Below are 19,492 nucleotides of genomic sequence, written 5' to 3' on the forward strand. Positions count from 1 at the left end.
CGGTCGGGTGGAGGGGGTAACGCGGCCCACATGTGGGGCGCTCTGTCACCGGGTGACCTGTCGCGCTGGTAGTAACCTGGCCGGCGGCCCCCGCCGGGGCGGAGGGGGAGGTGGGAGATGTCCGTGCGTCGGCAGGCGGCACGGGTGGTTACCGTCGGTGCGCTGCTCGGTGGCCTGGTGGCGGTCGGCGCGCTCCCCGCCCATGCCGACGAGGACCGGGTGCGGGTGCGGGCCTCGGGTGGCTTCTCCGCCGGGGGTTCCCCGGGCGGGGTCGCGATCGAGGTGCGCAAACGCACCGACGGGTGCGTGCTGCTGCGGACCGGGCTGGGGTTGAGCCTGGCCGGGGTTGGCGCGGACCAGGTGCGGGTAGAGGTGAACGTCGGGGGGCGATGGTCCACTGTGTCCGTCACCGGTGGCGGCGGCGTGCTCCAGGTCTCCCGTACCTCGTCGGCGGGTCCACCGTTGTGCAAGGGGAAGAGCAGCACCGTCCGCTACCGGGTGGCGTTCCTCGCCGGGGCGCCGGCGGGTCGGCTGGACGTGGTCGGTGAGGCCACGACCGCGGCCGGCCGGCTGATCGGCCGGGGTGCCGACACGTCCCGGGTCGGCGGGCGGGCCGCCGGTTCCCCCACGCCGAGTCCCACTCCGACCAGGAAGCCCACGCCCACCCCCGACGCGACCACGCCCGCGCCCGCGCCGACGACGGTGACCGCCGGGGCCGCGCTCGCCGCCCCGGCGGCCGGCCCCACCACCGCCGCCGCAGAGACCTCCGGAGGATCCATGACCATGTTTGCCGGCATCGCCCTGGTGATCCTGGGTGCCGGGCTCATCGCCCTGCTGATCTTCCGGTCCCGCGCCGACCGGGCCGCCGTCGACCCGGGCCGGGCCGTCGACCCGGTCGACCTTCCGGCCCTGCCGCAACCCCGTAACCCGGTAACCCCGACCACCTACCGCTCCGGGGGTGTGGCGGCGGGTCCGGCCCCGGCCCCCTCCGGGCAGGTGTACGGGCAGCCGCAGCCGCCCGCGCCGGCCCGCCCCGGCAGCCTGTACGGGGCACCGGCCGCCTACCCGACGGTGACGCCCGCGCCCCGCCCGGCCGGCGGGGTGTACGGCAGCCGTCCGGCCGCCGCCCCGCCCGCCCAGGGCGGTCCGGTCTCCGCGCCGCCCGCCCCGGCTGCCGTCCCGCCCGTGTCGGCTGCCGTCCCGCCCGTCCCGAACCCGCCGGTCTCCGCGCCGCCCGCCCCGGACCGGCCGGCGTCACCGCCCGCCACCGGCGGCGAAGCGACGACGATCATGCCCGAGCTCCCCGGCTAGGAGGGGACGGACGCCACCGCTCCGATACGCTCAGGGTCGTTGACGACCCCTGTCGAGGAGCTGAAACCGGTGTCTGACCTGTCCCAGATCGTGAAGGCGTACGACGTCCGTGGGACGGTGCCCGACCAGTGGGACGAACGGGTCGCCGAAGCCCTCGGCGCGGCCCTCACCCGGGTGCTCGACGAGGCCGGCGAGCCGGACGGGGCCGTGCTGATCGCGCACGACATGCGGGCCACCGGCCCGGGGCTGGCCGCCGCCTTCGCCAAGGGCGTGCGGGCCGAGGGGCGGGCCGTGATCGAGTTGGGGCTCGCCTCCACCGACATGCTCTACTACGCCTCCGGTGCGCTCGGCCTGCCCGGGGCGATGTTCACCGCCAGCCACAACCCGGCGCAGTACAACGGCATCAAGATGTGCCGTTCCGGGGCCCGCCCGATCGGCCAGGACAGCGGCCTGGCCGACATCCGGGTCCGGGCCCAGGCGCTGCTGGATGCCGGCACCCGGCCGGCCGCCGCGTCACCGGCCCCGGTCGACCGGCGTGACCTGCTCCCCGACTACGCGGCCCACCTGCGCAAACTGGTCGACCTGTCGACCATCCGCCCGCTCAAGGTGGTGGTGGACGCCGGTAACGGGATGGGCGGTTACACGGTGCCGAGCGTGCTCGGCGACGCGGCGTTGCCGGCCCTGCCGCTGGAGATCGTGCCGCTCTACTTCGAGCTGGACGGCACCTTCCCCAACCACGAGGCCAACCCGCTCGACCCGAGGAACCTGGTCGATCTCCAGCGGGCGGTGGTGGCCCACTCCGCCGACCTCGGCCTGGCCTTCGACGGCGACGCCGACCGGTGCTTCGTGATCGACGAGCGGGGCGAGCCGGTCTCCCCGTCGGCGATCACCGCCCTGGTCGCCGCCCGCGAGCTGGCCAAGCACCCGGGGTCCACGGTGATCCACAATCTGATCACCTCCCGGGCCGTGCCGGAGATCATCCGCGAGCACGGGGGCGTGCCGGTGGTGGCCCGGGTGGGGCACTCCTTCATCAAGGCCGAGATGGCCCGGACCAACGCGATCTTCGGCGGGGAGCACTCCGCGCACTACTACTTCCGGGACTTCTGGTTCGCCGACACCGGCATGCTCGCCGCCATGCACACCCTGGCCGCCCTCGGTGAGCAGTCCCAGCCGCTGTCCCTGCTGGCCAGCGGCTACGAGCGGTACGTCGCCTCCGGCGAGATCAACTCCACGGTCACCGACCAGGCCGCCCGGGTCGCGGCGGTGCGGGCGGCGTACCCGCAGGCGGAAGCGGACGAACTGGACGGGCTCACCCTGCGGTTCCCCGACGGTGCGTGGTTCAACCTGCGCGCCTCCAACACCGAACCGCTGCTGCGGCTCAACGTCGAGGGCCCGACCGCGGAGCGGATGACCTCGCTGCGCGACGAGGTGCTGGAGCGGGTTCGCCGATAGGATCCCCTCCGCCGGTCGGCACCGCCGACCGGCACAGACCACACACGTGGAAGGAGCCGCGCCGTGGCCCTGGACCCGCAGTTGCTCGAAATCCTCGCCTGCCCGGACACACACCACGCACCGCTGGACTACGACGCTCAGGCCCAGACCCTCACCTGCACGCAGTGCGGTCGCATCTTCGAGGTGCGCGACGACGTGCCGGTGCTGCTGCTGGACGAGGCTCGTGGCGGGCCGGAGGCGCAGCGGTGATGGAGGGAACGGCCGGCGTCAGCGGCCGGCGGGTGGCCGACGAGTCGATCCTGGACGACCCGGAGGCGGTCGCCGCCCACGATCCGGGCGGCATGCTGCGTTTCACCGCCTCGGCCGGGGCCCAGGTGCGGGAGTCCGCCGCGCTGGCCGCCGAGGCCAACCTGGCGCTGCTGGAGGACGAGGGCCGCCCGCGTGCGGTCGTCATCGCCGGCATCGGCACCGCCGGGCGGACCGGGGACGTGCTGGCCACGGTCGCCGGGCCGCGCTGCCCGGTGCCGGTGATCCCGCACCGCAGCGCCGGGGTGCCCGGTTGGGTCGGCGCGGCCGACGTGGTGATCGCGGTCAGCGCGTCCGGCCGTAGCCCGGAGGCGTTGGGTGCCGCCGAGGCCGCGCACCGCCGGGGTGCCCGGCTGGTCGCGGTCGGTGCGCCCGACTCGCAGTTGCAGTCGGTGGCCGAGCGGGCCCGCGCGCCGTTCATCCCGGTGCCCCGCCGCGCCCCGGCCCGGGCCAGTCTCTGGGCGCTCACCGTGCCGGTTCTGCTCGCCGCCCGTACGCTCGGCCTGGTGAAGGTCAACGAGGCGGATCTGGCCGAGACGGCGGCCCGGCTGGACGCCGACGCCGACCGGTGCCGGTCGACCGCCGAGTCCTTCGTCAACCCGGCGAAGTCGCTGGCCCTCGGGCTGGCCGGGTCGATTCCGATCGTCTGGGGTTCGTCCCCGCTGGCCACCGTGGCGGCCCGCCGCTTCGGTGACACGCTGTCGGCCAACGCCCGTTACCCGGTGGTCGCCGGGGCGCTGGGTGAGGCCGGTCGGGGCCGGGTCGGCCTGCTCGACGGTGTCTTCGGCGGCCTGGTGGAGTCGACCCGGGACATCTTCGCCGATCCGGGGGAGGCCGAGCCCGATCCGACCCGGCTGCGGCTGGTGCTGCTGCGTGACGGTGGCCTCAACGCCGACGACGACACCGACGAGCCGCTGGCCGTCGAGGAGCGTCGCGCCGACGCGGTGCAGACCCTCGCCGAGCGGCGCGGGGTGCGTTGCGACGTGGTCACCGCCGAGGGCGGCTCCGCGCTGGAACGGCTCGCCTCCCTCGTCGCGGTGCCCGACTTCGCGTCGGTCTATCTTGCCCTGGCCCATGGGCTGGACCCGATGGCCGTTCCGGCCGTCACCGAGATGAAGGAGCTGTCGAACCAGTGAGCGCGAACGGCGGTACCAAGGCGATCATCGCCGCCCTGCTGGCGAACGTCGGTATCGCCATCACCAAGTTCATCGCGTTCCTGCTGACCAGCTCGTCGTCGATGCTGGCCGAGTCGATCCACTCGGTGGCCGACTCGGGCAACCAGGCGCTGCTGCTGCTCGGCGGTAAGCGGGCCAAGCGGGCGGCCACCCCGGAGCATCCCTTCGGGTACGGCCGGGAGCGCTACATCTACGCGTTCATCGTGTCGATCGTGCTGTTCAGCCTCGGTGGTCTGTTCGCGCTCTACGAGGCGTGGCACAAGGCGGCCGACCCGCACCCGATCACCTCGTGGCAGTGGGTGCCGGTGGCGGTGCTGCTGGCCGCGATCGTGATGGAGGGCTTCTCCTTCCGCACCGCGATCAAGGAGTCGAACCACACCCGGGGCAGCCAGTCCTGGGTGAACTTCATCCGTCGGGCCAAGGCGCCGGAGCTGCCGGTGGTGCTGCTGGAGGACTTCGGCGCGCTGGTCGGCCTGGTGCTCGCGCTGTTCGGTGTGGGGATGACGCTGATCACCGGCAACGGCATGTGGGACGCCGCGGGCACCGCGATGATCGGCGTCCTGCTGGTGATCATCGCGATCGTGCTGGCGATCGAGACGAAGAGCCTGCTGCTCGGCGAGGGTGCCGACCCGGGCGACCTGGCGACCATCGAGCGGGCCGTCACCGACGGTCCCGAGGTCGAGCGGATCATCCACATGAAGACGCTCTACCTCGGCCCGGAGGAGCTGATGGTGGCCGCGAAGATCGGCGTGCCGGCCTGGGAGAGCGCGGAGGAACTGGCCCGGGGCATCAACGCGGTCGAGGCGCGGATCCGGGCGGCCGTGCCGATCGCCCGGGTGATCTACCTGGAGCCGGACATCTACAGCGTCGCCGCCGAGCGGGCGGGCACCGGCACGGCCGCGCCGACCGCCGCGGCACCGGCGTCGGCTGGGTCGAGTGAGGTGGCCGGGCGGGCCGGAGGCTGACCGTGGAACTGCTGCACGGGTCGATCCGCGACTACGCCTGGGGGTCCCGCTCGGCGCTGGCCGAGTTGCAGGGGCGACCGGCGCCGACCGACGGCCCGGAGGCGGAGCTGTGGCTGGGTGCCCATCCGGGTGGCCCGGCCACGGTCGACCGGGACGGCGAGCGGGTCAGTCTGACCGACCTGCTGGTGGCCGAGCCGGACCACTGGCTCGGCGAGCAGCAGGTCGGCCGGTTCGGCACCCGGCTGCCGTTCCTGTTGAAGGTGCTCGCCGCGGAGGCCCCGTTGAGTCTCCAGGCCCACCCCGACGCCGAGCAGGCCCGCGCCGGCTACGCCGCCGAGCAGGCTGGCGTCCAGCCGGCCGGTGCCGGGCGGGCCGGTGACGGGTGGGTCGACGGGATGGCGGGGCCGGGGCAGGGGCCGCGCAACTACGTCGACCCGTACCACAAGCCGGAGTTGCTCGTCGCGTTGACGCCGTTCGACGCGCTCTGCGGGTTCCGGGATCCGCAGCTGTCGGCGACGGCGTTGGCCGGGTTCGGCGTACCGGAGCTGTCGCCTGTGGTGGCCGCGCTGCGGGCCGGGCCGGCGGGGCTGCGGGAGGCCGTACGTGTGCTGCTGACCTGGCCGGACGCCGAGCGTGCCGGGCTGATCGGGGCGGTGCGCTCGGCGGACGCCGCCGGGCCGGACGCGGAGCTGGCCCGGGACCTGGCGATCCGCTATCCGGCCGATCCGGGGGTGCTGGTGGCGCTGCTGCTGCACCATGTGCGGCTGACGCCGGGGGAGGCGATCTGGATGCCGGCCGGCAACCTGCACGCCTACCTGAGCGGCACCGGTGTGGAGATCATGGCGGCCAGTGACAACGTGCTGCGCGGCGGGCTCACCCTGAAGCACGTGGACGTCGACGAGTTGCTGCGGGTGCTGCGGTTCGAGGTGCTGGACGATCCGGTGCTCGTCGCCCGGCCGGTGACGCCCGGGGTGGTCTGCTGGCCGGTTCCGGTGGACGACTTCGCGCTGCACCGGGTGACGGTGGACGCGGCCGGGCCGGAGGTCCGGCTGGCGCGGCCCGGCCCCCGGGTGGTGTTCTGCCACCAGGGCAAGGTCGGGGTGGACGACGGGGAGGGCGCGGTGATGCTCGGCCCGGGGCAGGCCGCCGTGGGCACGGCCGCGGGTGCGGCGCTGGTGCTGTCCGGTACGGGCACGGCGTTCGTCGCGACCTGCGGCGGTTGACGGTACCTCGGGACCACCTGCGCCACGCCACAAGTCCGACTTTCCCGAATTGCTTGACCGATCCGTGTCTCACGGTAATCTCATGAGTACGCAGCGTTGTCGCGACGAAGGTCCGGCGGCGCGCGGGGGTAACCAAACCGGGGGGATGCACGGGGCGGCCGGCAGGTGGACGGAGGTTTCGTCCCACGCCGACCGCCCCGTGCGCTGTCTCCGGACGGCCCACCGTGCGCCGCGAGGAGGCGGGCGTAAGGTTGATGGTCGCGCAGCCATCGTTCGACAGGAGCCTTCATGACCAGCACCCTCCCGGCGTCATCCAGCGACGCCCGGCCGGCCACCCTCGCCGAGGGCGACTACAAGGTGGCGGATCTGTCGCTCGCCGAGTTCGGGCGCAAGGAGATCCGCCTCGCCGAGCACGAGATGCCCGGCCTGATGGCGATCCGCCGCGAATTCGCCGACGCCCAGCCGCTCGCCGGCGCCCGGATCACCGGTTCGCTGCACATGACCATCCAGACCGCCGTCCTGATCGAGACGCTGGTCGCCCTCGGCGCGCAGGTCCGCTGGGCGTCCTGCAACATCTTCTCCACCCAGGACCACGCCGCCGCGGCGATCGTGGTCGGCCCCGAGGGCACCCCCGACGCGCCGTCCGGCGTCCCGGTCTACGCCTGGAAGGGTGAGAGCCTCCAGGAATACTGGTGGTGCACCGAGCAGGTGCTCGCCTGGCCGGACGGGCAGGGCCCGAACATGATCCTCGACGACGGCGGTGACGCCACCCTGCTGGTGCACAAGGGCGTCGAGTTCGAGAAGGCCGGGGCCGTCCCGGCGGTCGAGACCGCCGACTCCGAGGAGTACGCGGTCATCCTTGAGGTGCTGCACCGCAGCCTCGCCGAGGACAACCAGCGCTGGACCCGGATCGCCGCCGGCATCAAGGGCGTCACCGAGGAGACCACCACCGGCGTGCACCGGCTCTACGAGATGCACCGGGCCGGCACCCTGCTCTTCCCGGCCATCAACGTCAACGACTCGGTGACCAAGAGCAAGTTCGACAACAAGTACGGCTGCCGGCACTCGCTGATCGACGGCATCAACCGGGCCACCGACGTGCTGATCGGCGGCAAGATGGCCGTCGTGCTCGGCTACGGCGACGTGGGCAAGGGCTGCGCCGAGTCGCTGCGCGGCCAGGGCGCCCGGGTCGTGGTGACCGAGGTCGACCCGATCTGCGCGCTGCAGGCGGCGATGGACGGCTACCAGGTCGCCACCCTGGAGGACGTGGTCGAGCAGGCCGACATCTTCATCACCGCGACCGGCTGCTTCGACGTCATCACCAACGAGCACATGGCCCGGATGAAGCACCAGGCCATCGTCGGCAACATCGGCCACTTCGACAACGAGATCGACATGGCCGGCCTGATGAAGCGCTCGGACGTCACCCGGGAGAACATCAAGCCGCAGGTCGACGTGTGGCGCTTCGACGACGGCCACGCCATCATCGTGCTGTCCGAGGGCCGCCTGCTGAACCTGGGCAACGCCACCGGCCACCCGAGCTTCGTGATGTCGAACTCGTTCGCCAACCAGACGATCGCCCAGATCGAGCTGTTCACCAAGACCGACGAGTACCCGGTCGGCGTCTACGTGCTGCCCAAGCACCTGGACGAGAAGGTCGCCCGGCTGCACCTGGACGCGCTCGGCGCCCGGCTGACCGAGCTGACCAAGGAGCAGGCCGCCTACCTGGGCGTCTCTCCCGAGGGCCCGTTCAAGCCGGAGCACTACCGCTACTGAGCGACGCGGACACAGGAGGGGGTCGGCCACGTCGTGGCCGACCCCCTCACCCGTCTGTGGGCCCGTGCCGGGGTGGGCGGGATCAGGACATGCCGGAGCCGGACGGCCGGGTCAGGACGGGCCGGGGCCGCGGCGGGTCGGGCGGACCCAGGTCCACACGCACCAGGCGAGCCAGGCCACGGAGACGGCCAGGGCCAACGGGCGCAACCGCAGGGCGCTGAGGACGGTCACCAGCGCGAGGACGGCCAGCCACGGGCCGAAGCCCCTCACCGGTGCCGTCCCGGCCGACGGTGGCGTGGCCCACACCGGCCTGGTGCGGGGGCGTGTGCGGGACGGCGGGCGGGGATGCGGGGCGCGTCGTTCACGGGGCGTCCTGTCCTGGGGGTATGCCGCATCCTGCCACGTCGGGCGGCGGGGCGGCACCCCCGGCCGACGGGTCCGGGCCGACCGTCCCGACCAGGGTGAAGCTGTCAAGAACGACTTGACTGAACCCCCGATCGGGAGGAAGGTATGGCTGCCCTAAGTTGCCTGAGGCAAGCCTGACCACGACACGGAGCACCGATGTTCGCCACGTACCTGATCGGCCTGCGGGAGGGCCTGGAGGCCACGCTGGTCGTCAGCATCCTGGTCGCCTTCCTGGTCAAGTCGCAGCGCCGGGACCGGCTGCCGCAGGTGTGGGCCGGTGTCGGGCTCGCCGTGGCGCTCTCGGTGCTGTTCGGCTGGCTGATCGAGTACACGTCGACCTCGCTGCTGGCCCGGTCGGAGGACCGGGAGCTGTTCGAGGCCGTCACCTCGGTCGCCGCCGTGGTCTTCGTGACCTGGATGATCTTCTGGATGCGACGGGCCGCCCGGACGATCGCCGGTGAGCTGCGCGGCAAGCTGACCGAGGCGCTCGCGGTCGGCTCGCTCGCGGTCGCCGGGATGGCCTTCCTCGCGGTGGTCCGGGAGGGCCTGGAGACCGCGCTGATCTTCTACTCGGCGGCGCAGAGCGCGACCGGTGGCACCGGCTCCGGGCCGCTGCTGGCCCTGATCGGCGGCATCGCCACCGCCGTCGGGATCGGCTTCCTGCTCTACCGCAGCGCCCTGCGGATCAACCTGTCCACGTTCTTCACCTGGACCGGCGCGCTGCTGATCCTGGTCGCCGCCGGCATCCTCAAATACGGCGTGCACGACTTCCAGGAGGCCGGGGTGCTGCCGGGCCTCAACGACCTGGCCTTCGACATCACCGGCGTGCTCGACCCCAACACCTGGTACGCCGCCCTGCTCGCCGGGATGTTCAACGTCACCGCCGCGCCGAGCGTGCTGGAGACGGTCGCCTGGGTCGCGTACGCCGTACCGGTGCTGGTGCTGTTCCTGCGCCGGCCGGCCGCGCCGGCGAAGCCCACCCCGACCCCCACCGTCGCGCCGGACGGCCCCGCCACCGCGCAGCCGGCCGGGTCGCGCCGCGCCTGATCCACCGCCCTCTCCAAGGAGACAAGCAAACGATGCGTACCACCCGTTTCCTGGTGCTCGCCGCCGTCGGCGCGCTGGCCGTCACCGGTGTCACCGCCTGTGGCAAGGACGAGCGGCAGGACGCCGGAGCCGCCAACACGGTCAAGGTCAAGGCCACCGACAGCGTGTGCGAGGTCGACGTCACCGAGTTGGACGCCGGCCAGGCCACCTTCACCGTGACCAACTCCGGCAGCAAGGTCAACGAGTTCTACGTCTACGCCGCCGGTGACCGGGTGATGGGCGAGGTGGAGAACATCGCCCCGGGGCTCAGCCGGGAACTGCGGGTGGAGCTGCCGGCGGGGACGTACGAGACGGCCTGCAAGCCCGGGATGAGCGGCCGGGGCATCCGGGGCGCGCTGAAGGTCAGCGGCACCGCCGCGACGGTGGCCCCGGACGCCGCGCTGACCGAGGCCACCGCCAGCTACCAGCGGTACGTGACCAGCCAGACCGCCGCCCTGCTGACCAAGACCGAGGAGTTCGTCACCGCCGTCAAGGCCGGCGACGTGCCGAAGGCCAAGGCCCTCTACCCGGTGGCCCGCACCTACTGGGAGCGGATCGAGCCGGTCGCGGAGAGCTTCGGCGACCTCGACCCGAAGATCGACGGTCGGGAGGAGGTCATCGAGGAGGGCATGGAGTTCACCGGCTTCCACCGGATCGAGAAGGACCTCTGGACCACCGGCGACATCAGTAAGGACGGTCCGATCGCCGACCGGCTGCTGGTCGACGTCAAGGAGATCGTGAGCCGGGCCAACGCCGAGAAGCTCACCCCGCTCCAGCTCGCCAACGGGGCGAAGGCCCTGCTCGACGAGGTGGCCAGCGGCAAGATCACCGGCGAGGAGGAGCGGTACTCGCACACCGACCTCTGGGACTTCAACGCCAACCTGGAGGGCTCCAAGGCGGCCGTCGCCGCACTGCGGCCGGCGCTGGAGCAGCGCGCCCCGGAACTGGTCGCCCAGCTCGACAAGGAGTTCGCCAACGTGGAGGCGGCGCTCGGCAAGCACCGCGACGGCGACGGCTGGAAGCTGCACACCCAGCTGAGCAAGGCCGACCTCAAGGAACTGTCGGACAGCATCAACGCCCTCGCCGAGCCGGTCAGCAAGGTCGCCGCCGCCGTCGCCCGGTGACGACGGGTCAGCACGGCCGTCGTCCGGCCGGTCCCTCCCAGGAGAGTCGATGAGCGAGCAGAACAGCACCGCCGGCCGGGGACGCCGCCGGCTGTCCCGCCGGCGGGCGATCACCCTCGTCGGGGTCGGTGCCGCCGGGGTGGCCGGGGTGGCTGCCGGAGCGGGCGCGCTGGCCCGCGACGGTGACCGGGCCGCCGCGTACGACGGGGCCGCCGGTGCGGTGCCGTTCCACGGTGAGCACCAGGCCGGGATCACCACCCCGGCCCAGGACCGGCTGCACTTCGTCGCCTTCGACGTGATCACCAAGGACCGGGACCGGCTGGTCGCGATGCTCCAGGAGTGGACGGCCGCCGCCGCCCGGATGACCGGCGGGAAGGACGCCGGGGTGATCGGTGCGGTCGGCGGTATGCCGGAGGCCCCGCCGGACGACACCGGCGAGGCGCTGGGCCTGCCCCCGTCGCAGCTCACCCTGACCGTCGGCTTCGGCGCGACGCTGTTCCGCGACGCGCAGGGCCGGGACCGGTTCGGCATCGCCGGCCGCCGGCCCGCCGCCCTGGCCGACCTGCCGCACTTCGCCGGGGACGCGCTGCGCCCGGAGATCTCCGGCGGCGACCTGTGCGTGCAGGCGTGCGCCAACGACCCGCAGGTGGCGGTGCACGCCATCCGTAACCTGGCCCGGATCGGGATGGGCGTGGTCAGCGTCCGCTGGTCGCAGCTCGGCTTCGGGCGTACCTCGTCGACGTCGCGGGACCAGGCGACCCCGCGTAACCTGTTCGGTTTCAAGGACGGCACCGCCAACCTCAAGGCCGAGGACGCCGGGCTGCTGCGCGAGCAGCTCTGGGCCCAGCCCGACGACGGCGCGGACTGGATGACCGGCGGGTCCTACCTGGTCACCCGCAAGATCCGGATGCAGATCGAGACCTGGGACCGTAGTTCGCTGGCCGAGCAGGAGCAGATCGTCGGCCGGACCAAGGGCGGCGGCGCACCGCTGGGCCGCCGCGACGAGTTCGACGAGCCGGACTTCGCCGCGAAGGGCGACGACGGCCAGCCGGTGATCGCCGTCGACTCGCACGTGCGCCTCGCCCACCCCACCCTCAACGACGGTGCCCGGTTGCTGCGCCGGGGCTACAACTACGTCGACGGCTCGGACGGGTTGGGCCGGCTCGACGCCGGGCTGTTCTTCATGGCCTACCAGCGGGACCCGCGCCGACAGTTCGTGCCGATCCAGACCCGGCTGGCCCGCAACGACGCGATGAACGAGTACCTGCGGCACGTCTCCAGCGGCCTGTTCGCCTGCCCACCCGGGGTCCGCGACGCCGCCGACTGGTGGGGTCGGACCCTGTTCGGCTGACCGGCGTACCGGTCAGGCCGGATGGTCCGGCGACGCCGACCGGAGCGCCGGCGCGGCCGGTCGTACCCCGGCCGGGGCGGGTCGGTCGGCGGCAGCCGGCGCGACGACGGCGGGGGTGGCCGGGTCGGGCCAGAGGGCGGCGGTGAGCGCCCGCTGGTGGCGCAGCCGCAGCGAGCCGCGCCGGTTGCGTTCGGCGAGCACCGCCGCCAACAGCAACGGCTCCGGTACGCCCGGCGGCGGCGTCGGGGCGGTCACCGCCGCCACCTCGCGCCACAACTCCCGGGCCAGCCGGCTGCGGTGCGGCTCGACGATCTGCTGCCCCCGGGTCAGGTACTGCCGTACCGCCAGGGCCAGCGCGTCGTCCAGCCGGGTCAGGTCCAGGGTGGCGGCCCAGCCGGCCAGTGGCGCGACGATCGCCGGGGCCGGCCGCCAGGGGTACGTGGTGCGGGTATGCACCACCATCGTGCCGGCCACCAGGTCACCCAGCCGTCGGCCCCGCGGGTCGGTCAGCATCACCGTCGCCCCGGCCACCCAGCTCAGCAGCGGCAGCACCAGCCCCGGCCACTCCACGGCCGCCCCGACCAGCGCCCGGGTCAGCGACTGACGCCACTGCACCGGGCCGCCGTCGGCGCTGACCACCCGCAGCCCCACGGCGAGCTTGCCGGGCGTCCGGCCGTGGTTGAGGCGTTCCCACAGCACCGGGTAGCCGACCACCACCAGCACCAGGCCGAGGGTCTCCAACGCGCCGGTCAGTGCCCGGTCCACCACCTGGTCGGGGAGCACGATCAGCACCAGCGGGGTCAGCGTCAGGGCCAGCAACGCCGCGCAGAACAGTTGCCCGACGACGTCGATCAGCAGCGCCAACACCCGGGAGCCGAGCCGTGCCGCCCGCACGTCCAGCGCGACGGCCTCGCCGCTGACCAGCCCCGCGTCCGCCCAGCGTCCCGCCGGGTCGACGCCGGCCGGGACGGTGCCGGCCGGCACCGGTGGTTGCGCGCTCACCCGGACAGTGAACACTATGGTCGCCGGACGGGGGAGGACCAGTGGATCTCGACGCGTACGTCGCCGAGCACAGCCACGAGTGGCGACGGCTGGAGCTGTTCTGCGACCGTCGCCGGCTCGACGTCGACGAGATCGACGAGATGATCGTCCTCTACCAGCGCACCGCCACCCACCTGTCGGCGCTGCGCAGCCGGGCGCCCGATCCGGCCCTGGTCAGCCGGCTCTCCCAGCTCGTGCTGCGGGCGCGGGCCCGGATCACCGGCCGGCAGCGGGCCTCCTGGTCGGCCGTCGGGCGGTTCCTCACCGTCGGCTTCCCCGGCGCGGTCTACCGGGCCTGGCCGTGGTGGTGCGCGGTGGCGACCGGGTTCAGCCTGCTCAGCGGCTTCCTCATCTGGTACGTGGCGGGCAACCCGGACACCGCCGCCGCGTTCATCGGCCCGGATGCCGCCGCCGACCTGGTCGACTCCGGCTTCGCCGGCTACTACACCGAGTTCGCCGCGCCGACCTTCGCCTTCCACCTGTGGACCCACAACGCCTGGATCGCCGCCCAGTGCCTCGCCGCGGGGGTGCTCGTGGTGCCGGTGCTCTACCTGCTGTGGCAGAACGCGCTGAACATCGGGGTGGTGGGCGGCGTGATGGTCTCCTACGGCCGCTCCGACGTCTTCTTCGGACTGATCACCCCGCACGGGCTGCTGGAGCTGACCGGGGTCTTCGTGGCCGCCGGGGTGGGGCTGCGGACCGCCTGGGCATGGATCTCGCCGCCGGAGCACCTGGGCCGGGGCCGGGCGGTCGCCGAGGCGGGCCGGTCGGCGATCCTGGTGGCGGTGGGCCTGGTCGGGTTGTTCGCGGTCTCCGCGCTGCTGGAGGCGTTCGTCACCCCGGCCCCGGTGCCGGTGGCGCTGCGGGTCGCCGTCGGCGCGGCGGTCTGGCTGGGCTTCTTCACCTACGTGGTGCTGCTCGGCCGCCGGGCGGTCGCCGCCGAGCGGGCACCGGCCGAGCGGACCGACCCGTGGCTGGCCGAACTCTGGCCGTCGACCGATCCCGCCCGCGCCTGGCACCCCACCTCCCGCCCGCCCCGGTGACCCGCCCGGGTCAGAGCTGACCGAGGGCCTTGAGCCGCAGGTAGGTGTCGGCCAGGGCCGGGGCGAGCCGGTCCGCCGGGGCGTCCACCACGGTCACTCCGTACCGGCCGAGGACGGCGCGGACCCGGTCCCGCTCGGCGAGCGCCCGCCAACCGGCCGCGGCGGCGTAGGCGTCCTCGGGGCGTACCGGCGGGGCGGTGGTCAGCGCGGTGAGCACCGGGTCGTGCACGGCCGCCACCACCACCCGGTGCCGGGCGGCCAGCCGGGGCAGCACCGGCAGCAGCCCTTCGGCGAGCGCGCCCGGCTCCAACGCGGTCAGCAGCACCACCAGGCTGCGCCGCCGGTGCCGGCGCAGGATCTCCGCGACGATCAGGTCGAAGTCGGTCTCCACCAGCGCCGGGTGCACCGGCGCGAGCGCGTCCACCAGCCGGTGCAGCAGGTCCCGCCGGCCGGTGCCGGTGACGGTGGCCCGGATCGTGGCGTCGGCGGCCAGCAGGTCGACCCGGTCGCCGGCGCGGGCGGCCAGGGCGGTCAGCAGCAACGCCGCGTCGATGGCGGCGTCCAGCCGGGGTACGTCGCCGACGCGTACCGCCGAGGTGCGGCCGGTGTCCAGCACGCACACCAACCGCCTGTCGCGCTCCGGCCGCCAGGTGCGGACCAGCACGTCGGAGCGGCGGGCGCTGGCCCGCCAGTCGATCGAGCGGACGTCGTCGCCGACCACGTACTCGCGCAGGGTGTCGAACTCGGTGCCCTGGCCCCGACCCCGGGTGACCTGGGTGCCGTCGATGACCCGCAGCCGGGACAGCTTTTCCGGCAGGTGCCGCCGGGAGTCGAACCGGGGCAGCACGCGCAGCGTCCAGCCGGGGGTGGCGGGTCGCCCGGCCCGCTGCCGGAACGCCAACCCGAGCGGCCCGAACGACCGCACCGTCACCGTCACCGCCGGCCGGTCGCCGCGCCGGGTGGGGGTGAGCCGGTTGGGCAGCACCAGCACCCCGCCCGGCCCGACCCGGGACACCCGGTCCGGCGGTACGTCCGGCCGGGCCCCCGCCGACGGCACCCACCCGTCGCGCACCTGGGCGCGCAGCGTACGGCCGGAGGTGTTGGCCAGGCGCAGCGTGACGGTCGCGCGGTGGCCGAGCCGGACGGCCCGGTCGCCCTCCCGGTCGAGGGTGAGCCCGTGCAGCGGGGCGGCGAGCGTCCAGTCCACGGCGGTGAGCAGCAGCACGACGGCGGTCATCACGGCGACGGCGGGCACCGGGTCCGGCCAGAACGGCAGGGTGGGTACGCCCGCCAGCAGCAGGACGGCCGCCCGCCAGGTCATCGCGGGGTCGGCACGGTGGCCAGCACCGTGTCCAGCACCGCGTCGACCCCGACCCCCTCCAGCTCCACCTCGGGGCGCAGCCGCAGCCGGTGCCGCAGCGTCGGCCGGGCGGTGGCCTTCACGTCGTCGGGGGTGACGTGGTCGCGGCCGGCCAGCCAGGCCCACGCCTTCGCCGTGCTGAGCAGCCCGGTGGCCCCCCGGGGCGACGCGCCCAGCTCCAGCGCCGGGGTGGCCCGGGTGGCCCGGCACAGGTCCACGATGTAGCCGAGCACCGGCTCGGCCACGTGCACCCGGCCGACGGCCTCCCGGGCGGCGGCCAGGTCGGCGGCGTCGGCCACCGGACGTACGCCGGCCGCGCCGAGGTCACGCGGGTCGAACCCGGCGTGGTGGGCGCGCAGCACCCCCAGTTCCTCGTCCCGGTTGGGCAGCGGCACGGTCAGCTTGAGCAGGAACCGGTCCAGCTGCGCCTCGGGCAGCGGGTAGGTGCCCTCGTACTCGACGGGGTTCTGGGTGGCGGCCACGATGAACGGGTCCGGCAGCGGCCGGCGGGCGCCCTCGACCGACACCTGGCGCTCCTCCATCACCTCCAGCAGCGCCGACTGGGTCTTCGGTGGCGTCCGGTTGATCTCGTCGGCGAGCAGCAGGTTGGTGAAGACCGGCCCCTCCCGGAAGGTGAACGCGGCGGTACGCGGGTCGAAGATCAACGATCCGGTGACGTCGCCGGGCATCAGGTCGGGGGTGAACTGGACCCGCTTGGAGTCCAGATCCAGGGCGGTGGCGACGGTACGGATCAGCAGCGTCTTCGCCACCCCGGGCACCCCCTCCAGCAGGACGTGGCCCCGGCAGAGCAATGCGATCACCAGGCCGGTGACCACCGAGTCCTGACCGACGACCGCCTTGGCCACCTCGGTGCGCAGCCGGTGCAGGGCGGCCCGGGCGTCGTCCGGGCCGGCCGTGGGCTCGGCGGTGGTGGCGGGTCGGGTCACCGGGGGTCTCCTTCGGTCGGGCGGCCGGGCGCTGCCGCCACGGTACGGGTCAGCCGGTCCAGCGACCGGGCCAGCTCCAGCAGTTCGGCGTCGGTCTGCGGGGCCGCGCCGAACAGCAGCTCGTGGATCTGCTCCGGGGTACCGCCGGCGGGCCCGGCCACCCGGGCCGCCACCTCCGTCGGCCCGAGCGTCGCGGGTAGGTCGAGCCGGCCGCGCAACCGCCCCAACGCGGCGGTCCGCAGGGTCGCGGCGGCCGGGCCCCGGGCACGGGCCCGCTGGTAGAGCCGGGCCCGCCCGAGCACGGTCTCGGCGGAGCGGACCTCGACGGGCAGCGGCTCGGTCACCGGCGGGCCGAGCCGGCGGGCCCGCCAGAGCACGATCAGCAGGGCGACCAGGGCGAGCTGGAGCAGCAGCGCCCAGAACCAGGGCGGGAACGCGTCCAGCAGCGGATGGTCGTCGGGCGGTGGGGGACCGGCCGAGTCGGGGGCGTCCCCCGAACCATCGCCGTCGCCGGTGGCGGGGCCGGGGCCGCCCGGACCGCCCTCGCCGGTGCCGTCGCCGTCGTACCCGGTGGACCCGCCGGGGGTGGGTGACCAGGCCGGCTCGCCGGTGCCGCCGGGACGGCCGAACGTGGGGGCCGGTGCCGGGCCGTCCAGGTCCAGCCAGACCACCCGGCCGTGGACGCCGAGCAGGCCGGTGCCGAGCGCCTCGTTGCCGTGTTCGGCGATCCGGTCGTTGCGGAACGGGTCGCTGGCGCCGATCACCACCACCTCGGCCCGGCCGGGCAGCCGGACCAGGCCGTCGGCGTAGCAACGGTCGACGGCGGCCGCCGTGCCGGGTGCGGCGGCGTACCGCTGGAGCACGGCGGCGGCGACCCCGGCCCGGTCCGCCTCGGGCAGCGCGCAGGGCCGGCCGTCGGCCGTCGGCCGGACCGCCCTGGTGGCCCAGCGGCGGTCGGTCGGCACCAGCGGCAGGCCGGCGGATTCGAGCACCCGGCGGGACGGGTCGACGAGGACCAGTCGCCGACCGGCCGGCAGTTCGCCGAGCGCGCCGAGGGTGTCGGGGTGCAGCAGCTCCGCCGCCGGGACGAACAGGGTGGCCGGGCCACGGTCGAGGCCGAGCAGGGCGGGCAGCAGGTCGGTCTCCCGGGTGACGGTGACGCCCCGGGCGCGCAGCGCGTCGGCGAGGCGGGCGCCCCCGTCGTCGTCGGTGGCGACCGGGGAGAGGAAACCGGGTTCGGTCGGGTCCGGCTGGTCCAGCGCGTGGGCGCCGATCGTGCCGGCGATCAGGGCGGCGGCCAGCGCCAACGGCACGATCACCCGGTGCCGGCGTCGACGCCGACGCACCGCCGGTGCCGGGCCGCCGGGACCCGTCGGGGCCGGTGCCGGGCCGGCGGTCGTCGGGGTGGCCGGGCCGGTCACGGTGTGCCCCCGTCAGGTGGTGGGGCGGCCAGCGCCCGGTCCAGGTCGTCGGCGAGTTCCCGCATCCGCCGGTCGTGGTCGGCGGCGGCCGGGCGCTGGGCGTACCACAGCTCGGTGAAGATGGCCCCGGCGGCGCGCATCGGCGGGTCGACCGGGGGCCGGGCGCGGGCCGCCGCGTCGGTCAGCTCGGTGACGGTCATCCCGGCCCGGGGGGCCACCGCACCGACCGCGACCAGCCGGCGGATCATGGCACGCAGCCGCTCCCGGACGGCTTCGGCGTACCGGCCCTCGGCCGCCAGCCGGTCGGCCAGGGAACGCGCGGCGTCGGCCGGGAGGTCGTCGTCGGCGGTACGGGGGCGGGGCAGCGTCACCGCGCCCGGCCCGTCGGCCGTGCGGCGTCGCCGCCGGGGCAGCCGCCACCGGGGCCATCGGAGGCGGGGCAGCCGTAGCCGGGGCAGCCGGCGGGGCACCCAGGCCGGGAAGTGGTACCAGGCGAGCGCGACCACCCCGGCCAGCAGCACCACCAGCAGCGCCAGCAACGGCAGCGGCAGCACGTCGCCGAGCGCGGCGACGGCCTCCGTCCACCACCGGCTCACCGCTCGACCGCCGGCAGGCCGGCCGCGACGAGCCCGGCGGGGGTACGGGCGAGCTGGATGTCCAGCCCTTCGGTGCGCATCCGGGTGTCGAGGTGGATCACCGCGTCCAGGCAGGCCAGGGCGGGGTAGGCGACGCTGTTCACCGTGCCGAAGGCGAGCATGGCGGCGGCGACCCGCAGGTCCGGGTCGGCCAGGTCGACCAGGTGCAGCGACTCGACACCGAAGAAGAGGCCCAGGGCCAGCCCGACCCGCAGCACCCACCAGCCGAGGTAGCCCAGCAGCCGGACGGCGGCGGCCCGGCCGCGTACCGCGACGCGGGCCGCCCGGGGCACCGCCGACACGCCTGGCACCCGGTCCAGCACCACCGCTGCGGCGACCGAGCCGAGCAGCCCGTAGCCGACCAGCCAGGCCGGGCCGAGCAGCGCCGCGGTCAGCATCAGCAGGCCCACCGCCGGGGCGAGCAGCAGGGTGACGCCCCAGCGGGCACCGGCCGGGCGGAGCAGTTCCGCCACCGTGGCCCGGCGGCCGAGCAGTGCCGCGCCGGCCGCCCGCGCGGCCGGGTTGCCGAGCAGCAGGACGAGCACCGCCTCGGTGGCGGCGCCCACCGCGAGCAGTTGCCACCACAGCGGGAACACCCCGTTGTCGCTCCACCACACCGGGGGCAGCGCGTCGGCGAGCCGGCGCAGCGGGTACAGCAGCAGTTGTTCACCGGCGGCGAGCAGGACGCCCAGCGGGATCAGCACCCGGCCCTGGGCGCGTAGCAGCAGGACGGCGGAGTCGAGCAGTTCGCCGACGGTGAGCGGACGCCGGGGGAGCACGGTGGTCGGGCCGACGTCGGGCACGCGTACTCCTGCGGATGGTGGCTGGCGGGCGGCGACCTGCCCGGGGATCATGGTGACACGGCACGACC

At 74.6% G+C, this 19,492-nt stretch carries 18 protein-coding genes; 11 read left to right on the forward strand and 7 right to left on the reverse strand.

All coding sequences use genetic code 11. The annotated features are described in order from the left end of the window. The first annotated feature begins 117 nt into the window (after positions 1 to 117). The 7 genes from JQN84_RS01115 (at position 118) to ahcY (ending at position 8,208) form a co-directional block, all read left to right on the forward strand. Positions 118 to 1,311: a hypothetical protein gene (locus JQN84_RS01115; RefSeq protein ID WP_204956545.1), complete on the forward strand. Its 1,194-nt coding sequence runs from the start codon at positions 118 to 120 to the stop codon at positions 1,309 to 1,311. A gap of 69 nt (positions 1,312 to 1,380) precedes the next feature. Continuing rightward, positions 1,381 to 2,763: a phosphomannomutase/phosphoglucomutase gene (locus tag JQN84_RS01120; protein ID WP_204956546.1), complete on the forward strand. Its 1,383-nt coding sequence runs from the start codon at positions 1,381 to 1,383 to the stop codon at positions 2,761 to 2,763. A 63-nt stretch (positions 2,764 to 2,826) separates the two neighbouring features. After that, a complete protein-coding gene (locus JQN84_RS01125; RefSeq protein WP_088642951.1) occupies positions 2,827 to 3,012 on the forward strand; it encodes a Trm112 family protein in 186 nt (61 codons plus the stop codon). Further along, complete coding sequence (locus tag JQN84_RS01130) at positions 3,009 to 4,205, forward strand: SIS domain-containing protein (protein ID WP_204956547.1); 1,197 nt, start codon at positions 3,009 to 3,011, stop codon at positions 4,203 to 4,205. Before JQN84_RS01125 ends, JQN84_RS01130 begins: the two co-directional genes overlap by 4 nt. Beyond that, positions 4,202 to 5,209, forward strand: coding sequence for a cation diffusion facilitator family transporter (locus tag JQN84_RS01135; protein WP_204956548.1), 1,008 nt, complete (start codon positions 4,202 to 4,204; stop codon positions 5,207 to 5,209). The genes JQN84_RS01130 and JQN84_RS01135 overlap by 4 nt, the downstream gene beginning before the upstream one ends. Positions 5,210 to 5,211: 2 nt before the next feature. Continuing rightward, positions 5,212 to 6,432, forward strand: coding sequence for a mannose-6-phosphate isomerase, class I (manA, locus tag JQN84_RS01140; protein ID WP_204956549.1), 1,221 nt, complete (start codon positions 5,212 to 5,214; stop codon positions 6,430 to 6,432). Positions 6,433 to 6,720: 288 nt separating this feature from the next. Further along, on the forward strand, positions 6,721 to 8,208 hold the full coding sequence (gene ahcY / locus JQN84_RS01145) for an adenosylhomocysteinase (protein ID WP_204956550.1): 1,488 nt from the start codon (positions 6,721 to 6,723) through the stop codon (positions 8,206 to 8,208). A 111-nt stretch (positions 8,209 to 8,319) separates the two neighbouring features. Here ahcY and JQN84_RS01150 read toward each other — a convergent pair whose 3' ends face one another. After that, entirely contained in the window at positions 8,320 to 8,478 is a 159-nt protein-coding gene (locus JQN84_RS01150) for a hypothetical protein (protein WP_204956551.1), read from the reverse strand. A gap of 291 nt (positions 8,479 to 8,769) precedes the next feature. On the opposite strand from JQN84_RS01150, the gene efeU reads away from it, so the two are divergent. The 3 genes from efeU to efeB are packed head-to-tail and all read left to right on the forward strand — an operon-like array spanning position 8,770 to position 12,174. Beyond that, a complete protein-coding gene (efeU, locus tag JQN84_RS01155; RefSeq protein ID WP_204956552.1) occupies positions 8,770 to 9,660 on the forward strand; it encodes an iron uptake transporter permease EfeU in 891 nt (296 codons plus the stop codon). 32 nt (positions 9,661 to 9,692) lie between these two features. After that, entirely contained in the window at positions 9,693 to 10,823 is a 1,131-nt protein-coding gene (gene efeO, locus JQN84_RS01160) for an iron uptake system protein EfeO (protein ID WP_204956553.1), read from the forward strand. A gap of 49 nt (positions 10,824 to 10,872) precedes the next feature. Then, positions 10,873 to 12,174, forward strand: a complete 1,302-nt coding sequence (gene efeB / locus JQN84_RS01165) for an iron uptake transporter deferrochelatase/peroxidase subunit (protein WP_204956554.1) — start codon at positions 10,873 to 10,875, stop codon at positions 12,172 to 12,174. Positions 12,175 to 12,186: 12 nt separating this feature from the next. Here the strand turns inward: efeB and JQN84_RS01170 are convergent, their stop codons facing one another. Then, positions 12,187 to 13,176 carry an RDD family protein gene (locus JQN84_RS01170; protein WP_307820938.1) on the reverse strand — a complete coding sequence of 330 codons (990 nt, stop codon included), beginning with the start codon at positions 13,174 to 13,176 and terminating at the stop codon, positions 12,187 to 12,189. 41 nt (positions 13,177 to 13,217) lie between these two features. On the opposite strand from JQN84_RS01170, the gene JQN84_RS01175 reads away from it, so the two are divergent. After that, positions 13,218 to 14,258: a stage II sporulation protein M gene (locus JQN84_RS01175; protein WP_204956555.1), complete on the forward strand. Its 1,041-nt coding sequence runs from the start codon at positions 13,218 to 13,220 to the stop codon at positions 14,256 to 14,258. Between the two features lie 10 nt (positions 14,259 to 14,268). Here the strand turns inward: JQN84_RS01175 and JQN84_RS01180 are convergent, their stop codons facing one another. From JQN84_RS01180 to JQN84_RS01200, 5 genes are read right to left on the reverse strand one after another with little or no spacing between them, the layout of a single operon-like run. Then, the gene (locus JQN84_RS01180) at positions 14,269 to 15,579 is read right to left on the reverse strand and encodes a DUF58 domain-containing protein (protein WP_204956556.1); all 1,311 of its coding nucleotides are present in this window, start codon (positions 15,577 to 15,579) and stop codon (positions 14,269 to 14,271) included. Further along, positions 15,576 to 16,565, reverse strand: coding sequence for an AAA family ATPase (locus tag JQN84_RS01185; protein WP_145918022.1), 990 nt, complete (start codon positions 16,563 to 16,565; stop codon positions 15,576 to 15,578). Before JQN84_RS01185 ends, JQN84_RS01180 begins: the two co-directional genes overlap by 4 nt. Continuing rightward, positions 16,562 to 17,986, reverse strand: a complete 1,425-nt coding sequence (locus tag JQN84_RS01190) for a DUF4350 domain-containing protein (protein ID WP_239484616.1) — start codon at positions 17,984 to 17,986, stop codon at positions 16,562 to 16,564. Before JQN84_RS01190 ends, JQN84_RS01185 begins: the two co-directional genes overlap by 4 nt. Further along, complete coding sequence (locus tag JQN84_RS01195; RefSeq protein ID WP_204956557.1) at positions 17,983 to 18,582, reverse strand: DUF4129 domain-containing protein; 600 nt, start codon at positions 18,580 to 18,582, stop codon at positions 17,983 to 17,985. Before JQN84_RS01195 ends, JQN84_RS01190 begins: the two co-directional genes overlap by 4 nt. Then, positions 18,579 to 19,424 (reverse strand): hypothetical protein, encoded by an 846-nt coding sequence (locus JQN84_RS01200; RefSeq protein ID WP_204956558.1) that lies wholly within the window; start codon positions 19,422 to 19,424, stop codon positions 18,579 to 18,581. The genes JQN84_RS01195 and JQN84_RS01200 overlap by 4 nt, the downstream gene beginning before the upstream one ends. Positions 19,425 to 19,492: the final 68 nt, after the last annotated feature.

Source organism: Micromonospora humidisoli, assembly GCF_016900955.1.
Lineage (GTDB): Bacteria > Actinomycetota > Actinomycetes > Mycobacteriales > Micromonosporaceae > Micromonospora > Micromonospora wenchangensis.